General features: G+C 73.2%; 18 protein-coding genes and 1 pseudogene. 10 read left to right on the forward strand and 9 right to left on the reverse strand.

Going from position 1 to position 20,990, the window contains the following annotated elements; genetic code table 11:
- Positions 1-10: 10 nt before the first annotated feature.
- From ACFY1S_RS03215 to ACFY1S_RS03225, 3 genes are read right to left on the reverse strand one after another with little or no spacing between them, the layout of a single operon-like run.
- Positions 11-592, reverse strand: coding sequence for an isochorismatase family protein (locus ACFY1S_RS03215; protein ID WP_387112345.1), 582 nt, complete (start codon positions 590-592; stop codon positions 11-13).
- A gap of 21 nt (positions 593-613) precedes the next feature.
- Entirely contained in the window at positions 614-1,900 is a 1,287-nt protein-coding gene (locus ACFY1S_RS03220) for a nicotinate phosphoribosyltransferase (RefSeq protein ID WP_387112348.1), read from the reverse strand.
- Positions 1,901-1,916: 16 nt separating this feature from the next.
- On the reverse strand, positions 1,917-4,595 hold the full coding sequence (locus ACFY1S_RS03225; protein ID WP_387112351.1) for a LuxR C-terminal-related transcriptional regulator: 2,679 nt from the start codon (positions 4,593-4,595) through the stop codon (positions 1,917-1,919).
- Positions 4,596-4,793: 198 nt separating this feature from the next.
- On the opposite strand from ACFY1S_RS03225, the gene ACFY1S_RS03230 reads away from it, so the two are divergent.
- From ACFY1S_RS03230 to rdgB, 9 genes are all read left to right on the forward strand, one after another.
- Positions 4,794-6,320 (forward strand): hypothetical protein, encoded by a 1,527-nt coding sequence (locus ACFY1S_RS03230; protein ID WP_387112354.1) that lies wholly within the window; start codon positions 4,794-4,796, stop codon positions 6,318-6,320.
- A gap of 148 nt (positions 6,321-6,468) precedes the next feature.
- The gene (gene clpS, locus ACFY1S_RS03235; protein ID WP_139583456.1) at positions 6,469-6,759 is read left to right on the forward strand and encodes an ATP-dependent Clp protease adapter ClpS; all 291 of its coding nucleotides are present in this window, start codon (positions 6,469-6,471) and stop codon (positions 6,757-6,759) included.
- Between the two features lie 2 nt (positions 6,760-6,761).
- On the forward strand, positions 6,762-7,256 hold the full coding sequence (locus tag ACFY1S_RS03240) for a DUF2017 domain-containing protein (protein ID WP_387114257.1): 495 nt from the start codon (positions 6,762-6,764) through the stop codon (positions 7,254-7,256).
- 52 nt (positions 7,257-7,308) lie between these two features.
- Positions 7,309-7,797, forward strand: a complete 489-nt coding sequence (locus ACFY1S_RS03245) for a Mov34/MPN/PAD-1 family protein (RefSeq protein WP_387112358.1) — start codon at positions 7,309-7,311, stop codon at positions 7,795-7,797.
- Between the two features lie 65 nt (positions 7,798-7,862).
- Positions 7,863-8,192: a MoaD/ThiS family protein gene (locus ACFY1S_RS03250; protein ID WP_139583459.1), complete on the forward strand. Its 330-nt coding sequence runs from the start codon at positions 7,863-7,865 to the stop codon at positions 8,190-8,192.
- Between the two features lie 11 nt (positions 8,193-8,203).
- The gene (locus ACFY1S_RS03255; protein ID WP_364367363.1) at positions 8,204-9,169 is read left to right on the forward strand and encodes a pyridoxal-phosphate dependent enzyme; all 966 of its coding nucleotides are present in this window, start codon (positions 8,204-8,206) and stop codon (positions 9,167-9,169) included.
- A 224-nt stretch (positions 9,170-9,393) separates the two neighbouring features.
- Positions 9,394-10,137: an MBL fold metallo-hydrolase gene (locus tag ACFY1S_RS03260; protein ID WP_387112363.1), complete on the forward strand. Its 744-nt coding sequence runs from the start codon at positions 9,394-9,396 to the stop codon at positions 10,135-10,137.
- A gap of 122 nt (positions 10,138-10,259) precedes the next feature.
- Positions 10,260-10,985, forward strand: coding sequence for a ribonuclease PH (gene rph, locus ACFY1S_RS03265; RefSeq protein ID WP_357980489.1), 726 nt, complete (start codon positions 10,260-10,262; stop codon positions 10,983-10,985).
- Positions 10,982-11,599, forward strand: a complete 618-nt coding sequence (rdgB, locus tag ACFY1S_RS03270) for an RdgB/HAM1 family non-canonical purine NTP pyrophosphatase (RefSeq protein WP_364367356.1) — start codon at positions 10,982-10,984, stop codon at positions 11,597-11,599. The genes rph and rdgB overlap by 4 nt, the downstream gene beginning before the upstream one ends.
- Positions 11,600-11,691: 92 nt before the next feature.
- Here rdgB and hutH read toward each other — a convergent pair whose 3' ends face one another.
- From hutH to ACFY1S_RS03300, 6 genes and pseudogenes are all read right to left on the reverse strand, one after another.
- Positions 11,692-13,230, reverse strand: coding sequence for a histidine ammonia-lyase (gene hutH, locus ACFY1S_RS03275; RefSeq protein WP_387112368.1), 1,539 nt, complete (start codon positions 13,228-13,230; stop codon positions 11,692-11,694).
- Positions 13,227-14,396: an imidazolonepropionase gene (gene hutI / locus ACFY1S_RS03280; protein ID WP_387112371.1), complete on the reverse strand. Its 1,170-nt coding sequence runs from the start codon at positions 14,394-14,396 to the stop codon at positions 13,227-13,229. Before hutI ends, hutH begins: the two co-directional genes overlap by 4 nt.
- Positions 14,393-15,754: pseudogene (locus ACFY1S_RS03285) on the reverse strand (formimidoylglutamate deiminase). The gene hutI and the pseudogene ACFY1S_RS03285 overlap by 4 nt, the downstream one beginning before the upstream one ends.
- A 49-nt stretch (positions 15,755-15,803) precedes the next feature.
- Entirely contained in the window at positions 15,804-17,006 is a 1,203-nt protein-coding gene (locus ACFY1S_RS03290) for an allantoate amidohydrolase (RefSeq protein ID WP_387112373.1), read from the reverse strand.
- Positions 17,003-18,661 carry a urocanate hydratase gene (hutU, locus tag ACFY1S_RS03295; protein ID WP_387112375.1) on the reverse strand — a complete coding sequence of 553 codons (1,659 nt, stop codon included), beginning with the start codon at positions 18,659-18,661 and terminating at the stop codon, positions 17,003-17,005. Before hutU ends, ACFY1S_RS03290 begins: the two co-directional genes overlap by 4 nt.
- 16 nt (positions 18,662-18,677) lie before the next feature.
- Positions 18,678-19,517, reverse strand: coding sequence for a MurR/RpiR family transcriptional regulator (locus ACFY1S_RS03300; protein WP_364367337.1), 840 nt, complete (start codon positions 19,515-19,517; stop codon positions 18,678-18,680).
- Between the two features lie 134 nt (positions 19,518-19,651).
- On the opposite strand from ACFY1S_RS03300, the gene ACFY1S_RS03305 reads away from it, so the two are divergent.
- A complete protein-coding gene (locus ACFY1S_RS03305; RefSeq protein ID WP_387112378.1) occupies positions 19,652-20,974 on the forward strand; it encodes a hypothetical protein in 1,323 nt (440 codons plus the stop codon).
- Positions 20,975-20,990 lie beyond the last annotated feature (16 nt).

Here is a 20,990-nt window from a genome sequence, read left to right on the forward strand (position 1 = left end):
ATTTACCGCCTCATGCGGCAGTGATCACAGGCTCTCCGTGCAGGGTCACCCCGGCGCCGTCCATCGCGCGCAGGGCCACGTCGGTGGTGTCCGGGGCGACGGCCGCGGTCAGCTCCAGCAGCACGGTGGTCGCGAAACCCTCGCGGGCGGCGTCCAGTGCGGTCGCCCGGACGCAGTGGTCGGTGGCGATCCCGACCAGGTCGACCCGGTCCACGTCGTGCCGGCGCAGCCAGTCGGCCAGGCACTCGCCGTCGTCGGCGTGCCCCTCGAACCCGGAGTACGCGGCGGCGTGCTCGCCCTTGTGGAAGATCGCCTCGACCCGGCCCGTGTCCAGCTCGGGGTGGAACTCCGAGCCGGTGGTGCCCACCACGCAGTGCCGGGGCCAGGAGTCCACGAAATCCGGCGGATCACCGAAGTGCGCACCCGGGTCGACGTGGTAGTCCTTGGTGGCGACCACGTGCGACCACCGGTCCGGCTCGGCCGCGAGCAGGCGGGAGATGCCAGCGGCCACGCCCGCCCCGCCCGCGACGGCCAGCGAACCGCCCTCGCAGAAGTCGTTCTGCACGTCCACGATGATCAGCGCGTTTACCATGGGGTCTCCCTCTCGGTCAGGTCAGCTGGCGGGTACGACGGTGACCGGCACGGCCGGGTCGCCGGCGGAGAGCTTCAGCCCCTCCCACGGGATGGAGATCAGGCATTCGCGCAGGTGCTCGCGGGACTGGTCGAGGGTGGGCAGCGCCACCGGTTCGCCGTCGACCACGTACGAGCGCTGGAGCATCCGGTCGTTGGGCTGCCGGTCCGGCACGCCCTGCGGGACGATGATCTCCTCGGTGGCGGTGCCGGTCGGCTTGTGCCGGCGCACGGCCACCTTCCGGCCGCCGATGGTCGCCTTGTGCTCGGAACGCTTCACCACCGGCCGGCCCTCGACCTCGACGAGCTTGTAGACCAACCCTGCGGTCGGTGCCCCGGAGCCGGTGACGACTGCCGTCCCCGCGCCGTACATGTCGACCGGTTCGGCGGCCAGCGCGGCGATCGAGTACTCGTCGAGGTCACCCGAAACGATGATCTTGGTTTCGGTGGCGCCCAGCGAGTCCAGCAACTCCCGCGACTGCTGCGCGATGACCGCCAGGTCACCCGAGTCGATCCGGACCGCCCGCAGCTCCGGCCCGGCCACCGCGATCGCGTTGCGGATGCCCTGGCTGATGTCGTACGTGTCGACGAGCAGCGTGGTGTCCTTGCCCAGCGTGGCCACCTGCGACGCGAACGCGGCCCGCTCGTCGTCGTGCAGCAGCGTGAACGCGTGCGCCGCCGTACCCGCCGTGGGGATGCCGTAGCGCGCGCCCGCCGCCAGGTTGGAGGTGAACCGGAACCCGGCCAGGTACGCGGCCCGAGCCGCGGCCACCGCTGACTCCTCGTGCGCCCGACGCGACCCCATCTCGATCAGCGTCCGGCCCCGCGCCGCGGTCACCATCCGCGCTGCCGCGGCGGCCACCGCGCTGTCGTGGTTGAGCACCGAGAGCGCCAGCGTCTCCAGCACCACGCACTCGGCGAAACCGCCGGAGACCGTCAGGATCGGCGAGCCGGGGAAGAACAGCTCACCCTCGGCGTACCCGTCGATGTCACCTGTGAAGCGGTAGTCCGCCAGCCAGGCCGCCGCCGCCTCGTCGACCACCCCGGTCCGGCGCAGGAAGTCGATCTCCGCCTCGTCGAAGCGGAAGTCGCGGATCATCTCGATCAGCCGGGCCGTGCCGGCGACCACGCCGTAGCGGCGGCCGGACGGCAGTCGACGGGTGAAGACCTCGAAGACGCAGCGGCGGTCGGCGGTGCCGTCCTTCAGTGCCGCGCTGACCATGGTCAGCTCGTAGTGGTCGGTCAGCAGCGCGGGGCGAAGGGTGCTCACCGCCCCAGCCTAAGGTTCAGCCGACGTCGCCGCCCTCGTGGCCCGGGATCGACCGCAGCGCCGCCCACAGCTCCGTCCGCCCGGTCACGCCGAGCTTGGTGTAGATCCGCTGGAGGTGGTTCTCCACGGTGCGCGCGGAGAGGTAGAGCCGTTCGGCGATGGCCCGGCTGGGCGCACCGTGCGCGGCGAGGCGGGCCACCTGCCACTCGCGCTCGGTGAGCACCGGCACACCGGCGTTCAGCGCCGGCGTACGGATGAGGTCGCAGCGGCCGAGCAGGCCCGCCAGCCGCTCCCGGGCGTCGTTGGCCGCGGCCGACTGCTGCCGGCGCAGCCGCTGCGCGGCCTGGGCGGTGGCCTCGGCGGCGAACACGGTCAGCTCCAGCGCCGCGTAGTCGTCGGCGACCGCGAGCAGGTCGGTGGTGGAGTCGGTCGCGGCGGCCCGGGCGTGCCGGGCCAACAGCGGCGGCAACACCCCGTCGACCCGTTCGGAGAGTTCGGCGAGGCGCTGCGCGACGGTACGCCGGCCGCCGTCCGAGCAGGTGGGCCCGACAGGCATCGAGGCCTGGTCCAGCCGTACCAGGTCGTGCAGGACGTGCACCTCGTGCCCGGCGAAGTTGTCCGCGCGCAGCCGGTCCACCAGGTCGCCGAGGTGTTTGACGGCGCCCGGCAGGTCGCCCGACGCGGCGAGCGTCGCGCCTCGGGCCTGCTCCAGCCACGGGTAGAGCACCGCCATGCCCGGTGCGTGGGTACGGTCCGCCTCGGCCATCGCGGCGGCGGCCTGCGTCGCGTCGCCGCGCAGCGCCGCCGACTGGGCCCGTTCGGCCTGGGCCAGCCCGGCGTAGACGCGGCTGGTGGCCAGCACCGCGCAGGCGCCCAGCGACGTCCGCATCGCCGCGTCACTCTGGCCGCGAAGACGTGCCGCGTACGCCTGGAGGATGGCCAGGTAGCCGGTGCCGAGCCGGAAGTCACCGGCGCCCGCGAGGTCGGCGAACTCGTCGGCCACGATCGCGTCGATCCCGGCCAGGTCGCCGGTGAGCATGAGCCGGGTGCCCCGGGCCAGCTCCAACGCCAGTTGCAGGTACGGCATGTCGGTGCGCCAACTGCCCGCCGCGGAGTGCACCTGGGCGATCGCCGCGCCGCTGCGGGTCAGCTCACCCTGGGCCGCCTGGACGTACGCGATGGTGGAGCGGGCGAGTTCCCGGGCGGCGACGCCTGCCGCCGGCCGGTCCAGTACCCGTTGACTGAGCCGTACCGCCACTGTGGTGTCCAACCGGTGCAGGCGCATGATCGCCTCGAAGGCGTGCACCCGGGCGCGGTCCGCGGAGTCGCTGATCCGTTCCGCCCGGCGTGCGATCTCCTCCACGGTGGACTCCTGGCTCAACCCCCAGTAGCTGACCATTCCCCGTACCGTCAGCCAGCGGCAGAGCCGCCGCTCGTCGCCGGGCTCGGGAGTCACCGCGTCGAGGACGTCGATGGCCTCGTCCGGACGGTCGGCGAACATCAGGATGGTGGCCAGCAGCTCGGCGGCGTCCGAACCGCCGTCGGCGTCCAGCGCGGCGCGGGCCAGGCGGGTCGCCAGCGGTACGTCGTAGCGGGTGAACGCCTGCACCGCGGCGTCCACCAGCAGGGCCGGGTCCTGTGCGGTGCCGGAGTCCAGGCGCCAGACCGCCACCCGCAGGAGATCGTCGCGGCGGCGCTTGCCGACGTGCTCCAGCAGCTCCGCGAGGCGGGCCTGGAGGCGCCGGGTGCGGCTGACCGGGCAGCGGCGGCGCAGCACCTCGCCGTAGAGCGGATGGGCCAGCCGGACGTTTGTGCGCCGGTCGTGCTGCACGACTGTGATCAGGCCGCGCTCCTCGGCCATCTCCACGTCCGCCTGGTCGGCGGCCTGGTTGAGCAGGTGTAGGCCGAAGGGCTCGCCGAAGGCGACCAGCTCACCCACCGTGCGGACGCCGTCGGTGAGCTGCCCGACCCGGGTGTCGATCAGGTCGGTCAGGTTGGGTGCCAGCTCCAGCCGCCCGGTCCACTTCCAGATCCCGTAGGTGCGCTTGAGCTCCTCGCTGCCGGTGGCGGCGTGCACCAGCTCGCGCAGCAGCAGCGGGTTGCCGGACGAGAGTCGACCCAGCCGGTCGGCGGAGCCGGCGTCGACCGGGCCGCCCAGCATCTCCGCCAGCAGGCCGGCGGTCTCCGCCGGTGGCATCGGTGTCAGCTCGACGTGCTCGACCAGGTCGTCGGTCCACAGCGCACGGATCGGCAGGGGGATCTGCTCACCGTCGCGCAGCGTGCCGACCACAGTGGCGTTCTCGGTGCGTGCGACCAGGTGCACGAGGGCGGCGGACGGGGGGTCGAGCAGGTGCGCGTCGTCGATGGCCAGCACGATCCGCCGGCCGGCGGCCTGCTGTTGCAGAACGTCGAGCGCCCAGCGGAGAATGCCGGCGGGGGAGAGGCCCTGCGGCTGCTCGGCGGGAAGGACCTGCACCAGCCCGCCGAACGGCAGCGCCGCGGTGGTGGCGCTCGCCGCGATGGACCAGATGGCGAACCTGTCGCTGGGCAGGGTGGCGACACCCTCGCGCAGCAGACGGCTCTTGCCGATGCCGGCGCTGCCGCTGAAGAAGAGCCCCTGCCCGGCCTCACCGGTCACCGCCGCCAGCAGGCGGTTGAGTTCATCGGTGCGGCCGACGAACTTCCACGGACTCATCCGAGCAGCATATCCATCGAGACCTGTCCGCGCCCGTACCGTCACGCACCGAAGTTGAGTAGTCCCGCGATTACCGGTAAGTACCTGACGTGTTCCGCCGGGTCGCCGGTCCGCCCGTACGCTTCCGGCATCCGGGTAGCGTCGCCCGGAGTTGCCACGTGACTGGTTCCCCGGTCACCTGCCCTGGGAGGCCACCCGATGAAGCAGGGCCCTCTCCACTCGGTCGACTCGTCCGACGACGTGTCCGGCCATACCGACCTGCCCAGCTGCGGCCCGCTGCCCACCCGCACGGGCGTGACCGGTCCGGCCCCCGAGGAGCCGCTCGGCGTGGTCGCCGTCGGCCCGGCCGGCGCCGAGCGGCGTACCGTGCTCGCCACCCTGCTGGGCCTGGACCCGGTCATGCTCACCGTGCCGGCGGGCAGTTGGCTGGTGGTGCGGCACGCCAAGGTGCCGACCCGGGCCGCGTTCGTCCCCGGCTACCGCCAGCCCTACTCGTACGGAGCGGACCGCGACGCCGCCGGGCCGGCGCTGGCCCGCCCGCCGCGACGGGTCGAGTTGAGCGTGGCCGAGCCGCTGCTGCGGCACTTCACGCTCATCGACACGCCGGACACCGGCATGCTCGGCGCGGCCGGTGTCCGGGTGCTGTTGGACGCGGTGGGCAGGGCCGGCGCGCTGCTCTTCGTGATCGCGGCCGACCAGGCGTTCACAGGTACGGAGCTGAACCTGCTCGCCGAGGTCGCCCCGACCGGCGTGGAGGTGACCTTCGCGGTCACCCCTGGCGCGGCGGGCTGGGGTCCGTCGGGCGAGTGCGCGGCGTCGGCGGGGACGTTCGCCTCGCCGGACGAGGTGGATCCGGTGGCGGTGACAGTGGAGGCGCACCGTGCGGCGCTGCTGGCCGCGGTGCCGGCGTTGGCCGGCGCGCGCTGGTTCCCGGTCGACGGCGCCGCCTCCGCGGCCGACCTGCGGCGGGCTCTGGTGGGCTGGTCGGCGGGGGAGGGGCTGCAACGTGCCAGCGTCGATCCTCCCGTGCTGCCGGGCCAGCACGACCGGGTGGCCGTCGTGGCCGATCCGGGGGACTGGGCCGAGCAGCTCGACCGGCAGGCCCGTTCCTGCTCGCAGCGCATCCGCCAGCATCTCGCCCTGGAGTTGGCAAACATCCACCTGCGGGCCGTTCAGGAGATCGTCTTCGGGGTCGGCTGCCCCGGCCTGCCGGATCTGCTGGATCGGGAGATGGCGGCTCTGTCGTTGCTGGCGACCGTCCAGTGCGATCACGCCGTGCGGGGCATCCTGGCCGACGCGGCGGCCCGGGTGCTCGGCGCCGCCCCGGCCGAGGGCGTGCGCCGCCGGATCGCCACCGCCGTGCAGTACGGCCTCGCCGACCACCGCAACGGCGGCGACCTGGACCGGGTGTTGTTGATCACCAGCACGGCCGGGGTGGCCAACCTGACCGGCACGGACGCGATCGACGCGCTCGCCGGCTATCCGACCCGGTCCCGCGACGAGGTCCTGCCGCCGGTGGCGGTGGCGCTCTCCGGCGGGTGTTGGCAGCAGTGGCGTACGCCCGGCAATGCCGACCACAACGCGGCGCGGGCCTGGTCCCAGCGGGCGTTGCGGGAGGTGGAGCTGGGGTTGTCCCGGGAGATCTCCCGGCGATTCGAGGTGATCCGTCTCTCGCTCGGCGCGGTGCTCTCCGATGCGGTCGACCACGGCATCCTGCTCGCCTGACGGCGTGGTCGACCCACCGTCAGGGCTCGCCCCACCCTTCGCGGCCGACGACGTCCCCGCTGGGTCCGGCGCGGCCGGAGTGGGTGATCCTCGCCGGGCCGGCGTTCCGGTTCCTCGGTTCCGGGAAACCGGTGGCACGATGGGGGGCATGGCGGCTCCACAGGTTGCACCGGTCGAGACGCCGGACACTGACGAGGTGCCGGCGGCTGACCGGCAATGGGTGACGATCGTGTGGGACGACCCGGTCAACCTGATGACGTACGTGACCTGGGTCTTCCAGAAGCTCTTCGGCTACAGCCGGGAGAGGGCCGAGCAGCTCATGCTTGACGTGCACCACAAGGGCCGGGCCGTGGTCTCCACCGGCGCGCGGGAGCGGATGGAGCACGACGCGTCGCAGCTGCACGCGTACGGGCTGTGGGCGACGGTGGACAAGTCGTGAGCATGTTCCGTCGCCAGGCCGGCTGCTATGTCGCCACCTTCGCCGTCGACGAGGTGCGGGTGCTGCGCAAGGTCGCCTCCGAGGTGGTCGGCCTGCTCACCGATGGCTTCGACCACACCGACCCGGTCGTCGGCCGGCTCTTCCCGGCGGTCTACCCGGAGGACGTGGCGGGCTCCGCCGAGTTCCGCCGCTACACCGAGGGCGACCTGAAGACCGCCAAGATCGATCAGGCGGCCGCGATCCTGGCCGCCTTGCCGGACGAGGCCGGCGGTGAGGTGCGGCTGGACGCCGAGGCGGCCGAGGCGTGGCTGCGGGCGTTGAACGACGCGCGGCTGGCGATGGGTGTCCGCCTGGAGATCAAGGACGGCACCGACCTGGGAGAGGAGCTGGACGACGCGGTCACCGAGGACCCGGGCTCCAGCCGGGTGTTCCAGCTGTCGGTCTACGCGTATCTCGGGTATCTACAGGAGTCGCTGCTCAACGCCTTGATCGACTAGGCGTGACCGGCACCACTTCAGCCCCCGTCCGACAGGCGTTAGGCTGGTGCACGTGCTGAGCATCGACCGGTCGATCATCGACGCGATCGTCGCCCACGCGCGCCGGGACCACCCCGACGAGGCGTGCGGCGTCGTCGCCGGTCCCGTCGGCAGCGACACCCCGACCCGGCACATCCCGATGGACAACGCGGCGCGTTCGATGACCTTCTACGAGTTCGACTCGATGGAGCATCTGCGCGTGTGGCGGGAGATGGACGACCGCGACGAGGAGCCGGTGGTCATCTACCACTCGCACACCGCCACCGAGGCGTACCCGTCCCGGACCGACGTCTCCTTCGCCGGCGAGCCGGGTGCGCACTACCTGCTCGTCTCGACCCGCGAGCCCGACTCGGAGGAGATCCGGTCGTTCCGGATCGTCGACGGCGTGGTGACCGAGGAGCCGGTCCAGATCGTGGAGCCCGCCGTCGACCCGCACGCCGTCCAGTCGTACATGTTCGGGCAGAGCCCGGCGACGGTCGACTACGAGTGTTCCGGCCGCTGATCCGTCAGCGTCCGCACCCGTTTCGTCCCGTCACCCAGGCACACCTGAACGAGGAGCACGACATCATGGCTATCGAGGTTCGCATCCCCACCATCCTGCGCAGCTACACCGGCGGCGCCAAGGTCGTCGACGGCGCCGGCGACACCCTCGGCGACCTGCTCACCGACCTGGACTCCCGGCACGCCGGGCTGCGGGGCCGGCTGGTCACCGAGGCCGGCGCCCTGCACCGCTTCGTCAACGTCTACGTCAACGACGAGGATGTCCGGTTCCTCGGCGCGTTGGACGCCAAGCTCTCCGACGGTGACAGCGTCACCATCCTGCCGGCGGTGGCCGGCGGCGCGTTCGGCTTCGCGGCCGCTGCCGCGATCAGCCAGCACGCCGTCGCTGCTCGCTGAGGACGGCCGCCATGGCGCGGTACGACAGCCTGCTCGACGCGTGCGGGGGCACACCGCTCGTCGGTCTGCCCCGGCTCTCGCCGACGGTGCCCGAGGGTGCTCCGCCGGTGCGGCTCTGGGCCAAACTGGAGGACCGGAACCCGACAGGCAGCATCAAGGACCGGGCCGCGCTGTTCATGGTCCGTGCCGCTGAGGAGGCTGGCCGGCTCCGCGCGGGTGACACCATCCTCGAACCGACGAGCGGCAACACGGGCATCTCGCTGGCGATGGTGGCGAAGCTGCGCGGCTACCGGCTGGTCTGTGTGATGCCGGAGAACGTCTCGACCGAGCGGGTGCAGCTGCTGCGCATGTATGGCGCCGAGATCATCTTCTCGCCGGCGGCGGGCGGGTCGAACCAGGCCGTGGCCACCGCGAAGCAGATCTCCGCCGAGCATCCCGACTGGGTGATGCTCTACCAGTACGGCAACGAGGCGAACGCCCGGGCCCACTACGAGACGACCGGGCCGGAGTTGCTGCACGACCTGCCCACCATCACGCACTTCGTGGCCGGGCTGGGCACGACGGGCACTCTCATGGGCACCGGTCGCTATCTGCGGGAGAAGGTCGACGGCATCCAGGTCGTGGCCGCCGAGCCGCGCTACGGCGAGCTGGTCTACGGGCTGCGCAACATCGACGAGGGGTACGTGCCGGAGTTGTACGACGCCTCGGTGCTGTCCCGGCGGTTCTCGGTGGGCACCCGGGACGCGGTGCTGCGCACCCGGCAGCTCGTCGAGGTGGAGGGCATCTTCGCCGGGTTCTCCACGGGCGCGATCCTGCACGCCGCTCTCGCGGTGGCGCACGAGGCGGTCCGCGACGGTCGCCGGGCCGACGTGGCGTTCGTGGTCTGCGACGGCGGTTGGAAGTACCTGTCCACAGGCGCGTACGGCGGGACGCTGGCCGACGCCGAGGACGCCCTGGAGGGCCAGCTCTGGGCCTGACCGGAGTGGTCGTCGGGTACGGGCCGTCGACGTCTGCGTCGGCGGCCCGAACCCTGCCGGCACCACTGTGAGCAGGTGTCACGTTCGTGACAAGTTCCAGCGGATGATTCTTGCCTTCGGGTCCCTCAGCGTAGGCTGCCCACCGTGGCGTACGCGTCGGTAGAGATCATGTCTGGAGCGACGGCCGGCACCAATACTACTGACAGTGACAGTGGGCCGACCAGATGCGACTGACCGTCCTGGGTTGCGCCGGCAGCTTTCCCGGCCCCGAGTCCCCGTGCTCGGCGTACCTCGTCGAGGCCGAGGGCTTCCGACTCCTTGTCGACTTCGGTTCCGGGTCGCTGTCCAGCCTCCAGCGGTACGCGGGGCTGCACGCCCCCGACGCGATCCTGTTGACCCACCTGCACTGCGACCACATCCTCGACGCCGTCACGTACGTGGTCGTCCGCCGGTACGCCCCGGAGGGCCCCTATCCGGCCCTGCCGGTGTACGCGCCCGCCGGCGCTCCCGACCGGCTCAGCGCCGCGTACCACGACGACGGCACGGTGGAGGACGTCTACCAGTTCTACGCGCTGGAGCCGGGCACTTTCCCGATCGGCCCGTTCACGGTCACCGTCGACCGGGTCAACCATCCGGTCGAGACGTACGGGGTGCGGCTGGAGCACGACGGCAGGTCGCTGTGCTACTCGTCGGACACCGCGCCGTGCGACGCGCTGCTGCGGCTGGCCCAGAACGTCGACGCCTTCCTCTGCGAGGCGAGCTTCCTCGACGGGGTGGACAATCCTCCGGATCTGCACCTGACCGGCCGGGAGGCCGGCGAGACGGCGACCAAGGCGGTGGTGGGTCGGCTGCTGCTCACCCACCTGGTGGCGGCCTGGGGCAGCGAGGCGCACACGTTGGGGTCGGCCGCCTCCGCGTACACCGGGCCGATCGACGTGGTCCGGCCCGGCGCCAGCTACGACATCTGACCTCGCACACGCCCGAGATGGTAGGCGCCGGCCGCGGTCGCCGGGATTACCGGATGCGCGACGCGGACACCGGTCGGGACACCGCGGCGGAGGTGGATCACCGCACCGCATAGGGTGCAGGCATGGCGCGACCTGACGGGCGAGGGCCCTCTCAACTTCGACCGGTGACCCTGACGCGGGGCTGGAGCACCCACCCGGAGGGCTCGGTGCTCGTCGAGTTCGGCGGCACCCGGGTGCTCTGCACGGCGAGTGTCACCGAGGGGGTGCCCCGCTGGCGCAAGGGCTCCGGGCTCGGCTGGGTGACCGCCGAGTACGCGATGCTGCCCCGGGCCACCAACACCCGCTCCGACCGGGAGAGCGTCAAGGGTCGGGTCGGTGGCCGGACCCACGAGATCTCCCGCCTGATCGGCCGCAGCCTGCGCGCGTGCATCGACCTCAAGGCGCTCGGCGAGAACTCGGTGGTCCTCGACTGCGACGTGCTCCAGGCCGACGGCGGCACCCGCACGGCCGCGATCACCGGCGCGTACGTCGCGCTGCACGACGCGGTCAGCTGGCTGGCCGCCCGCAAGTCGCTCGCCGGGAAGCCGGAGAAGGTCATGCACCGTTCGGTGGCCGCGGTCAGCGTGGGGATCATCGCCGGCGAGCCGCGCCTCGACCTCTGCTACGAGGAGGACGTCGCCGCCGAGGTGGACATGAACGTGGTGTGCACGGGCGCGGGCGACTTCGTCGAGGTGCAGGGCACCGGTGAGGCTGGCGTGTTCGCCCGGGACCAGCTCGACAGCCTGCTCGACCTGGCCGTGGCCGGGTGCGCCGAATTGGCCGAAGCCCAGCGAAAGGCACTGCTGTGAACAAGGTCCTGCTGGCCACGCGCAACCAGAAGAAGCTTGTGGAACTCCAGCGCATCCTGGACGCCGCGCTCGGCGCGCACCGGGTCGCCCTGCTCGGCCTGGACGACGTCGAGGACTATCCGGAGCTGCCCGAGTCCGGTCTCACCTTCGGCGAGAACGCGCTGATCAAGGCCCGGGAGGGCTGCCGGCGCACGGGGCTGCCGACGATCGCCGACGACTCCGGTCTCGCCGTTGACGCGCTTAACGGGATGCCGGGGGTGCTCAGCGCCCGCTGGGCGGGCAGGCACGGGGACGACCGGGCCAACCTCGAACTGGTGCTGGACCAGATCGCCGACCTGCCCGACGACCAGCGGTCCGCCTCCTTCGTCTGCACCGTGGCTCTGGTGCTGCCCGGCGGCAAGGAGCACCTGGTCGACGGCCGGCAGTCAGGTCGCCTGCTGCGTACCCCGCGCGGCGACGGCGGGTTCGGCTACGACCCGATCTTCCTGGGCGACGGGCAGGACCGGACCAACGCCGAGTTGACCCCGGCGGAGAAGGACGCGATCAGTCACCGGGGCAAGGCGCTGCGGGAGCTGGCCAAGCTGGTCGCCAAGGTGCTGCCGCCCGCCGCCTGACGTGCGCGAGGTGCTGCCGCCCGCCGCCTGACGTGCGCGAGGTGCTGCCGCCCGCCGCCTGACCCGCGGCGGACGACAGCGACCGGGCGGAGTCAGCCCAGCGGGCCGATCTCCCGTTCGATGGCGGCGCGCAGCTGCGGGCCGGCCACCACCGCGCGGGCCGCCTCCATGACGGGGGCGAGGAACACGTCCGGGCCGGGTTCGCCCGCCGCCCCGCCGAGAGCGGCGACGGCGGCCCGACCGGCCGGCGACGGCACCAGCGGCGCACGCAGTTGGAGCCCGCGTACGCCGGCCAGCAGCTCCACCGCGAGCAGGCTGGTCAGGTTGTCCAGGACTGTGCGCAGCTTCTTGGCCGCCGCCCAGCCCATCGAGACGTGGTCCTCCTGCATGCCGCTTGTGGGAAGCGAGTCCACCGACGCGGGGGAGGCCAGGCGCCGGTTCTCCGCGACGATCCCGGCCGCCGTGTACTGGGCGATCATCAGCCCGGAGTTCACCCCGGCGTCGGGGGAGAGGAACGCGGGCAGTTCCCGGGACCGGGTGACGTCCAGCAGTCGGTCGACCCGCCGCTCGGCGATCGCCCCCACCTCGGCGGCGGCGATGGCGAGGAAGTCCGCGGCGAAGCCGAGCGGCGCGCCGTGGAAGTTACCTGTCGACTCGACCCGGCCGTCGGGCAGCACCACCGGGTTGTCCACTACCGACACCAGCTCCCGGCCGGCGACGGTGCGGACGAAGTCCAGGGTGTCCCGGGCCGCGCCGGCGACCTGCGGGGCACACCGCATCGAGTACGCGTCCTGCACGGCGTGCGCCAGGTCGTCGCGGTGCGAGTCCATCACCCGGGAGTCCTGCAACAGGCGGTGGATGTTCTCCGCCGACGTCGCCTGACCGGGGTGCGGGCGGATCGCGTGCAGCTCGGGCAGGAACGGCCGCTCCGAACCGAGCATCGCCTCGATGGCCAGCGCGGCTGTCACGTCGGCCATGGCGAACAGGTGCGCCGCGTCGTGGATGGCCAGCAGCAGCATGCCGAGCATGCCGTCGGTGCCGTTGATCAGCGCCAGCCCCTCCTTGGCGGCCAGCTCGATCGGCTTGAGCCCGGCGGCGGCCAGCACGTCTGCCGCGTCCCGCCGCTCGCCGGCCGGCCCGAGCACCCAGCCCTCGCCGAGCAGCACCAGCGCGCAGTGCGCCAGCGGCGCCAGGTCACCTGACGCGCCGAGCGAGCCGTGCTCCGGCACCCACGGGGTGATGTCGTGGTTGAGCAGGTCGACGAGCGCCTCGGCGACAAGCGGGCGGACGCCGGAGCGGCCCAGCGCGAGCGACCGGACGCGCAGCAGCATCATGGCTCGGACCACCTCGCGGGGCATGGGCGCGCCCACCCCTGCGGCGTGCGAGCGGATCAGCGCGTGTTGCAGCTCGGCCCGCCGCTCCGGCGCGACGAAGGTGTTCGCCAGCGCCCCGAACCCGGTCGACACGCCGTACACGGGCCGTCCGGCGGCCTCGATGCCGTCCACGATGGCGCGGCTGGTCGCCATGGCCTCCCGGGTGGCCGGGTCGAGGACCACCGTGGCGGTGCCGCGGGCCACCGCGAGGACGTCGTCGGCGGAGATCCCGGTGGGCTGGATTGTCACGTTCGTCATTGCGGAACTCCGTTGAGCAGAACCTTGCGGATGAGGGGGACACCGGGCCGGTAGGCCAGGTGCAGGTAGGACGGCGCGTCCAGGACGACGAGGTCGGCCCGCGCGCCGGGGGTGAGCACGCCGACGTCGTCACGGCGCAGGGCCCGCGCGCCGCCCGCCGTCGCGGCCCGGACCGCCTCCGCCGGGGTCATCCGCATCTCGCGGACCGCGAGGGCGATGCAGAAAGGCATCGACGAGGTGTACGACGAGCCGGGGTTGCAGTCCGTCGCCAGCGCGACTGTGACACCGGCGTCGAGCAGCCGGCGGGCGTCGGGGTAGGGCGAGCGGGTGGAGAACTCGGCACCGGGCAGCAGGGTGGCGACGGTGGTGGTGTGCGCGCCCGCGAGCGCATCGACGTCGGCGTCGGACAGGTGGGTGCAGTGGTCCACGCTCGCCGCGCCCAGCTCCACCCCTAGTTGCACGCCCGGGCCGGGACCGAGCTGGTTGGCGTGCAGTCGTACGCCCAGCCCCACGGCCTGCCCGCAGGCGAGGATGGCCCGGGCGTGGTCGACGTCGAAGGCGCCCCGCTCGCAGAACACGTCGATCCACTTCGCGTGCGGCGCGGCGGCGGCAAGCATCGGCCCACAGACGAGGCCGACGTAGTCGTCGGGACGGTCGGCGTACTCGGCGGGCACCACGTGCGCCCCGAGGAAGGTGGTCTCGGTGCTGGTCTCGGCGGCGATCCGCAGCGAGCGGGCCTCGTCGGCGACTGTCAGCCCGTACCCACTCTTGATCTCCATGGTCGTGGTGCCCTGGCGCAGGGCCTCCCCGCGCAGTCGGCGCACGGTGGCCCGCAGGTCGTCGTCGCTCGCGGCGCGGGTCGCGCCGACAGTGGTGCGGATCCCGCCGCCGGTGTACGGCTGGCCGGCCATCCGGGCGGCGAACTCGGCGGCCCGGTCCCCGGCGAAGACCAGGTGGGCGTGGCTGTCCACGAAGCCGGGCAGCACGGCCGCCCCGCCGGCGTCGACCCGTCGGTCGGCGGCCGGCGCGTACGCGGCCGCGCCGACCCAGGCCACCCGGCCGTCCTCGACCAGCACTGCCGCGTCGCGGCGGATGCCCAGCGGGCCCTCGCCGAGACCGTTGGTGACCAGCTCGCCGATGTTGTCGACGAGCAGGCTGCCGCTCATGACGGCGTCACCGCCTCGATCGACGCCGCCAGTTCGGCTGGCACGTCGACGCTCAGGTGCCGGCCCTCGGCCACCACCACCCGACCGTCCACCACCACCTGGTCGACGTCCGCCGCCCCGGCCGCGAAGAACACGCCCACCGGCGGGACCCCGGCGGTGCGGGCGCTGTCCAGCCGTACCGTCACCAGGTCGGCACGGGCGCCGACGGCGATCCGCCCGGCGTCGGCCCAGCCCAGCGCCGCGTGCCCGGTGGCGCTGGCGGCGGTCAGCAGGTCGACGGGGCTGAAGTGGCCGCGCCGGCGGGTACGCAGCCGCTCGTCCAGCTCCACAGCCCGGGCCTCCTCGAACAGGTCGATCACGGCGTGGCTGTCGCTGCCGAGGCTCAACCGAATGCCCGCCTCGGCCATGAGCCGGGCCGGGCCGATGCCGTCGGCGAGGTCGCGTTCGGTGGTCGGGCAGAGGCACACCCCGGTCCGACTGTCGGCGAGTATCGAGAGGTCGGCGCTCGTCGGGTGGGTGGCGTGCACGGCTGTCGTGTCCGGCCCGAGGACGCCGTGTTCGGCGAGCAGAGCGGTGGGGGTACGCCCGTGCACGGCCCGGCACTCGTCGTTCTCGGCGGGCTGCTCGGAAAGGTGCACGTGCAGGGGCGCCTGTCGGTCCCGGGCCCAGTCGGCGACCGTGCGGAGCTGCTCGGCGGGGACCGCCCGCACCGAGTGCACGGCCGCGCCGACCCGGGTGTGGCCGTCGGTGGGCCGGAACGCCGTCGCCCGCTCGGCTCACCGCGTCGCGTCCCCGTCACCGAAGCGCCGCTGCGGCCCGGCGAGGGGACGGCCGTCCACGCCCGCGCTCAGGTAGCAGGTGTCCAGCAGGGTGAGCCGGATCCCGGCGTGCGCGGCGGCCTCGACAAGCGCCACGCCCATCGCGTTCGGGTCGTCGTACGCGCCGCCGTCGGGCCTGTGGTGCAGGTAGTGGAACTCGCCGACGCACGTGATGCCCGCGAGGGCCATCTCGGCGTAGACGGCGCGCGCCAGGGCGAGGTAGGTGTCCGGGTCCAGCCGGTCCGCGACGGCGTACATCCGCTCGCGCCAGCTGAAGAAGTCACCCCGGCCGCCGTGGGTACGCCCCCGCAGCGCCCTGTGGAACGCGTGCGAGTGCGCGTTGGCCAGCCCGGGCAGGGTCAGGCCGGGAAGCGGCACGGCGTCGGCGTACACCTCCACCCCGGCCGGTGGCCGGCTCCCGGGGGTCAGCGGCGTCACGGCGCTGATCCGGCCGTCCTCGACCTCGATCACCACGTCGGGCGTGGGTTCGGCGTGCTCGGGCAGCCAGGCGTACTCGGCGAGCCAGCGGGTGGAGGTCATGCTCCCAGCCTCCCTTCGGTGCGACCCTCCGGCGGGCACACCACGTCGATCAGCCGCATGTCAGCTCCTCCAGCACGCGGGCCAGCGCGCGGACCCCTGCGGCGCAGTCCTCGTCGGTGGCCGCCTCGAAGGGGGAGTGCGACACCCCTGTCGGATTGCGCACGAAGAGCATCGCGGTGGGCAGGTGAGCGGCGAGCACCCCCGCGTCGTGTCCCGCGCCGGTGGGCAGCACCGGGGCCTCGAGCAGCGTGGCCAGCCGCTTGGCAAGCCCACCGTCGAACGCGACGAGCGGGGTCACCGACTCCTCGGTGACCGTCACCTCCGTACCGTCGCGGCGGGCCCGCTCGGCGAGCTTGCCGCGCACCGCGTCGACCAGCCCGGTAAGCGTCTCCGGGTCGGCGGCGCGCGCGTCCAGCCAGCCGGTCACCTTCGACGGGATGGCGTTCGTGGCGTTGGGTTCCACGGCGACCCGGCCGACTGTGGCGTGCGCGCCGCGCAGCCGGGCTTCCTTGTTCGCCGCCAGCACGGTGAACGCGTAGGTGAGCATCGGGTCGCGGCGGTCGGCCATCCGGGTGGTACCCGCGTGGTTTCCCTCGCCGACCACGTCGAAGCGCCAGCGGCCGTGCGGCCAGATCGCGCTCGCCACCCCGACCGGCGCGTCCGCGTCGACAAGCGCGCGGCCCTGCTCGACGTGCAGCTCCACGAAGGCGCCGAACCGGGCCAGCAGGTCCGGCCGGGCGCCCGCCGGCCGGTCGCCGAGCGCCTCGGCGAAACCCACCCCGGCCGCGTCGCGCAGGCCGGCCGCGCGGTCGGCCGCAAGCGCGCCGGTGAGCAGCCGCGACCCCAGACACGGTACGCCGAAGCGCGCCCCCTCCTCCTCCACGAACGCGGCGAGCACCAGCGGTCGGGTCGGGGTGACCCCCGCGGCGCGCAGCTCGTCCACGGCCAGGAACGCGCTGACGATGCCGAGCGGCCCGTCGTACGCCCCGCCGTGCGGCACCGAGTCGAAGTGGCTGCCGGTCAGCACCGCGTCGGAGCCCTCCGGGTCACCCCAGTGCGCGAAGAGGTTGCCGTTGCCGTCCCCGGTGACCGGCAGGTCCCGCCGCTGCGCCTGGGAGCGGAACCAGGCACGCAACTCCAGCTCGGTCTCCGTCAGGGCGTAGCGCAGGTAGCCGCCGCTGCCGGCGTCCCGCCCGACCGGCGCGATCTCGTCCCACAGAGCCCGGAACCGGCTCGACAGGTCGTCGCTCACGCGCCGCCACCCTCCGCCATCGGCACCCGGACGCCGGTCCGCGCGGCGACGTCGCGGGCGATGTCGTAGCCGGCGTCGACGTGCCTGATGACGCCCATCGCCGGGTCGTTGGTGAGGACCCGCTCGATCTTCTGGCCGGCGAGGGCGGTGCCGTCGGCCACGCAGACCTGACCGGCGTGGATCGACCGTCCGATGCCGACACCGCCGCCGTGGTGGATGGACACCCAGGAGGCGCCGCTCGCCGTGTTGACAAGCGCGTTGAGCAGCGGCCAGTCGGCGATCGCGTCCGAGCCGTCGGCCATCCCCTCGGTCTCCCGGTACGGGCTGGCGACGCTGCCGGTGTCCAGGTGGTCCCGGCCGATGACGACAGGGGCGGAGAGTTCACCGGAGGCGACCATGTCGTTGAACCGCACACCCGCCCGGTCCCGCTCGCCCTGACCGAGCCAGCAGATCCGGGCCGGCAGGCCCTGGAAGGCGACCCGCTCACCGGCCAGCTTGATCCACCGCGCGAGGGACTCGTTCTCCGGGAACAGCTCCAGGATGGCCCGGTCGGTGGCGGCGATGTCGGCCGGGTCGCCGGAGAGCGCCGCCCACCGGAACGGGCCCCTGCCCTCGCAGAACAACGGCCGGATGTACGCGGGCACGAAGCCGGGGAAGTCGAAGGCGCGCTCGTACCCACCGAGCTGCGCCTCACCCCGGATCGAGTTGCCGTAGTCGAACACCTCGGCGCCGGCGTCGAGGAAGCCGACCATCGCCTCGACGTGCCTCGCCATCGACGCCCGCGCCCGATCGGTGAACTCGGCGGGTTTCGCCGCCGCGTAGTCGCGGGCGTCGGCCAGCTTTACGCCCACCGGCAGGTACGCCAGTGGGTCGTGCGCGCTTGTCTGGTCGGTCACGATGTCGATCTCCACGCCCCGGCTGAGCAGCTCGGGGAAGACCTCGGCGGCGTTGCCCACCACGCCGACGCTCAGCGCCCGCCGGTCCCGCTTCGCGGTGAGGGCCCGCTCGACCGCGTCGTCGAGGGAGTCCGCGACCTCGTCCAGGTAACGGTCGTGCACCCGGCGGTCGAGGCGGGTCCGGTCCGCGTCCACGATCAGGCAGACGCCGTCGTTCATGGTGACGGCGAGGGGCTGCGCGCCGCCCATCCCGCCGCAGCCGGCGGTGAGCGTCAGCGTGCCCGCCAGGCTGCCCCCGAACCGTTTGGTGGCCACCGCCGCGAACGTCTCGTAGGTGCCCTGGAGGATGCCCTGGGTGCCGATGTAGATCCACGAACCGGCTGTCATCTGCCCGTACATGGTCAGGCCGAGCTGTTCGAGGCGGCGGAACTCCGGCCAGGTCGCCCAGTCGCCGACCAGGTTCGAGTTGGCCAGCAGCACGCGGGGCGCCCACTCGTGGGTGCGCATGACACCCACCGGGCGGCCCGACTGCACAAGCATCGTCTCGTCCTCGCGCAGGTCGGTGAGCGTACGGACCAACGCGTGGTACGACGGCCAGTCCCGCGCGGCCCTGCCGGTGCCTCCGTAGACGACCAGGTCGTCGGGGCGCTCGGCCACCTCGGGGTCGAGGTTGTTCATCAGCATCCGCAGGGCGGCCTCCTGCGGCCAGCCCCGGGCGGTGAGCTGGCTGCCCCGTGCGGCACGGACAGGCTGGGTCATCTCTGGTCTCCTCCGGTCATCCGAGGAACAACTGTCGGCGGGCCGCGGAGGCTTCGAACGCCTCCAGTCGGCGTTGGGTGTCGGCCGGCGCGGCGTCGCAGATCGCCTGCAACAGCACCATGGCCAGGGTCATCGGGGCGGTGTGCAGGTCGAAGACGAGCTGCGCGCCGACAGCCGCGGGCAGCACCACGTCGGCGTGCTCGGTGGCCGGGCTCACCGGGGAGTCGGTGATCGCCACCACTGTCAGCCCGGCGGCGCGCGCCTCGCGCAGCGCGTCGAGCGTTTCCCGGGGATAGCGGGGCAGCACGAAGGCGAGCACAGCCGACGCGCCTGCCTCAGCGGCCTGCTCCAGGCGGTCGGTGAGCAGGCTGCCGCCGTCGTCGAGGACCCGTACGTCCGGGTGGACCTTGGCGGCGAAGTAGGCGAAGTACGCGGCCAGCGGCGCGGCGGCACGCAGGCCGAGCACCGGAAGCGGACGGCTGGCGGCGAGCAGCCGACCGGTCTCGGCGATCCGGTCCCGGTCGGCGAGCTGTCCGGCCAGCCGGTCCAGGTTGCCCATCTCGGCGCGTACCGCCTGCTGGAGCTCGTTGCCGGCGTCCGCCGGCGGGCCGGCGGCGGCGGTCAGGTCGCGCAGCCGACGGCGCAGCGCCGGGTAGCCGTCGTGCCCGAGCGCGACGGCGAACCGGGTGACCGACGGCTGGCTGACCCCTGCCAGTTCGGCGACCTCGGCCGCCGACAGGTACGCCACGGCCGGCGCGTGCTGCACGAGGCAGTGGGCGATCCGCCGCTGGGTGGGGGTGAGCCGCACTCCGTCGAACAGGTCCAGCACCTGCTCGACCGACGCTCCTTCATTCACGCCGTGACTCTATGCATGAAAACTTTCAGGGGGCAAGGGTTCGCCCGTCCCACCACCCGCCACTCCGCCGATCGGCGGGGCGCTGGAATGGCACCGCCTCTGTAGGATCCACGGCGGTTGAGCTAAGGAGTGGCATGCAGCCGGAGAGCCCATACAGGTACACCCACATGTTGGGCGCGTGTCAGGTCGGTAAGGCCTGGGCCGCGGTGGACGGGCAGGGGCAGTTCGCCACCGTTGCCGTGCTGGACGGGGTCGCGGCGTCCGACGAGCGCTGGCGGGTGGCCTTCGGCAACGCGGCGAACGCGCTGGCCCAGGCGGCCGGCGGTCACCGCTACGCCGACGCCGACCTGACCGCCGCCCACCCGTGGGTCGCCTACCGGGCCGAGGAGGGACACGCGCCGCAGCGGCTCTTCCAGAGCCTCGGCATGGACTACCAGCCGGTGTCCGACCTGCCGGTCTCCGCGCCGCCCACCTCCGCACCGCCCACGTCCGCGCCGCCCACCCCGCCCGTGTCGGGCGTGCCGCAGCAGGCCAGCGGGCCGCCGCAGTCCCAGACCCCCGAGCTGGTGTCGGAGAAGCCGCAGCTCCCGTGGGCGGTGCACATGTCGCCGGCCTCCGGGCAGCCGGTGTCGGCGTCCGCGCCGCCCGCGTCCGCCGCCCCGACCCCGGTCTCGGCCGCGCCGGCCTCGCCCGCGCCGACCACGCCCACACCGCCGCCGGTCTCGGCCGCGCCGCAGTCCCCGGCGTACGCCGACAGTGGCCCGTCGGTCCCGCCGTTCGACCCGTTCTCCACCTCCGGAGGGCGGCGGATCGCCCCGGTGGCCCGTCCCCCGCGCAGTAGGACGGGCCTGTGGATCGGCGGCATCGTCCTGACCGCCGTCCTCGCCGCCGGCGCCGGCTTCTTCGGTGGCGGCGCCCGCGGTGGCGACACGCCCTCGGCGGACAAGTCGCCGGCCAGTCCGTCCACGCCACTGTTCGAGAAGACCCAGTACGCCTTGAACAAGGCGAAGTTCGACCCGGACCTGGTGCCGCTCGCCGAGCCCTGGCTCAGCCGGATGGGAGACTGCGCGTCCGACCGGGAGGCCGGTGGCCCGAAGCTGCCGAAGGACGAGAAGCGGCACGTCTTCTGCCGGTACGGCAACGTGTTCGTCCACTTCGCGCTCTTCGAGTCCGCGACGACGAAGGACGCGGCGCGCGCCTACCGGGAGCAGCTCGCCTTCCTCGCCGGCACCCTCTCACCGGGCATCCGACAGGGCGCGCGGACCACAGGTGGCGCCAGCGGGGCGACCGGCAGCTACGTCGAGTACGCGGGCAACCCCGGTGACGGGCGTGTCATGTGCGGCATCTGGTGGGACCGGGACGACAAGCTCGGTGCGGTGTACTTCGAGACGCCGTGCGAGTCCGGCATCGGCGGAAACTGGGACGCGCTGCGCGACCTGTGGCACCGGAACAGTTGAGCGCCGGTCGGGTGGT

The organism is Micromonospora sp. NPDC000663 (assembly GCF_042898105.1).
Taxonomy (GTDB): Bacteria; Actinomycetota; Actinomycetes; order Mycobacteriales; family Micromonosporaceae; genus Micromonospora.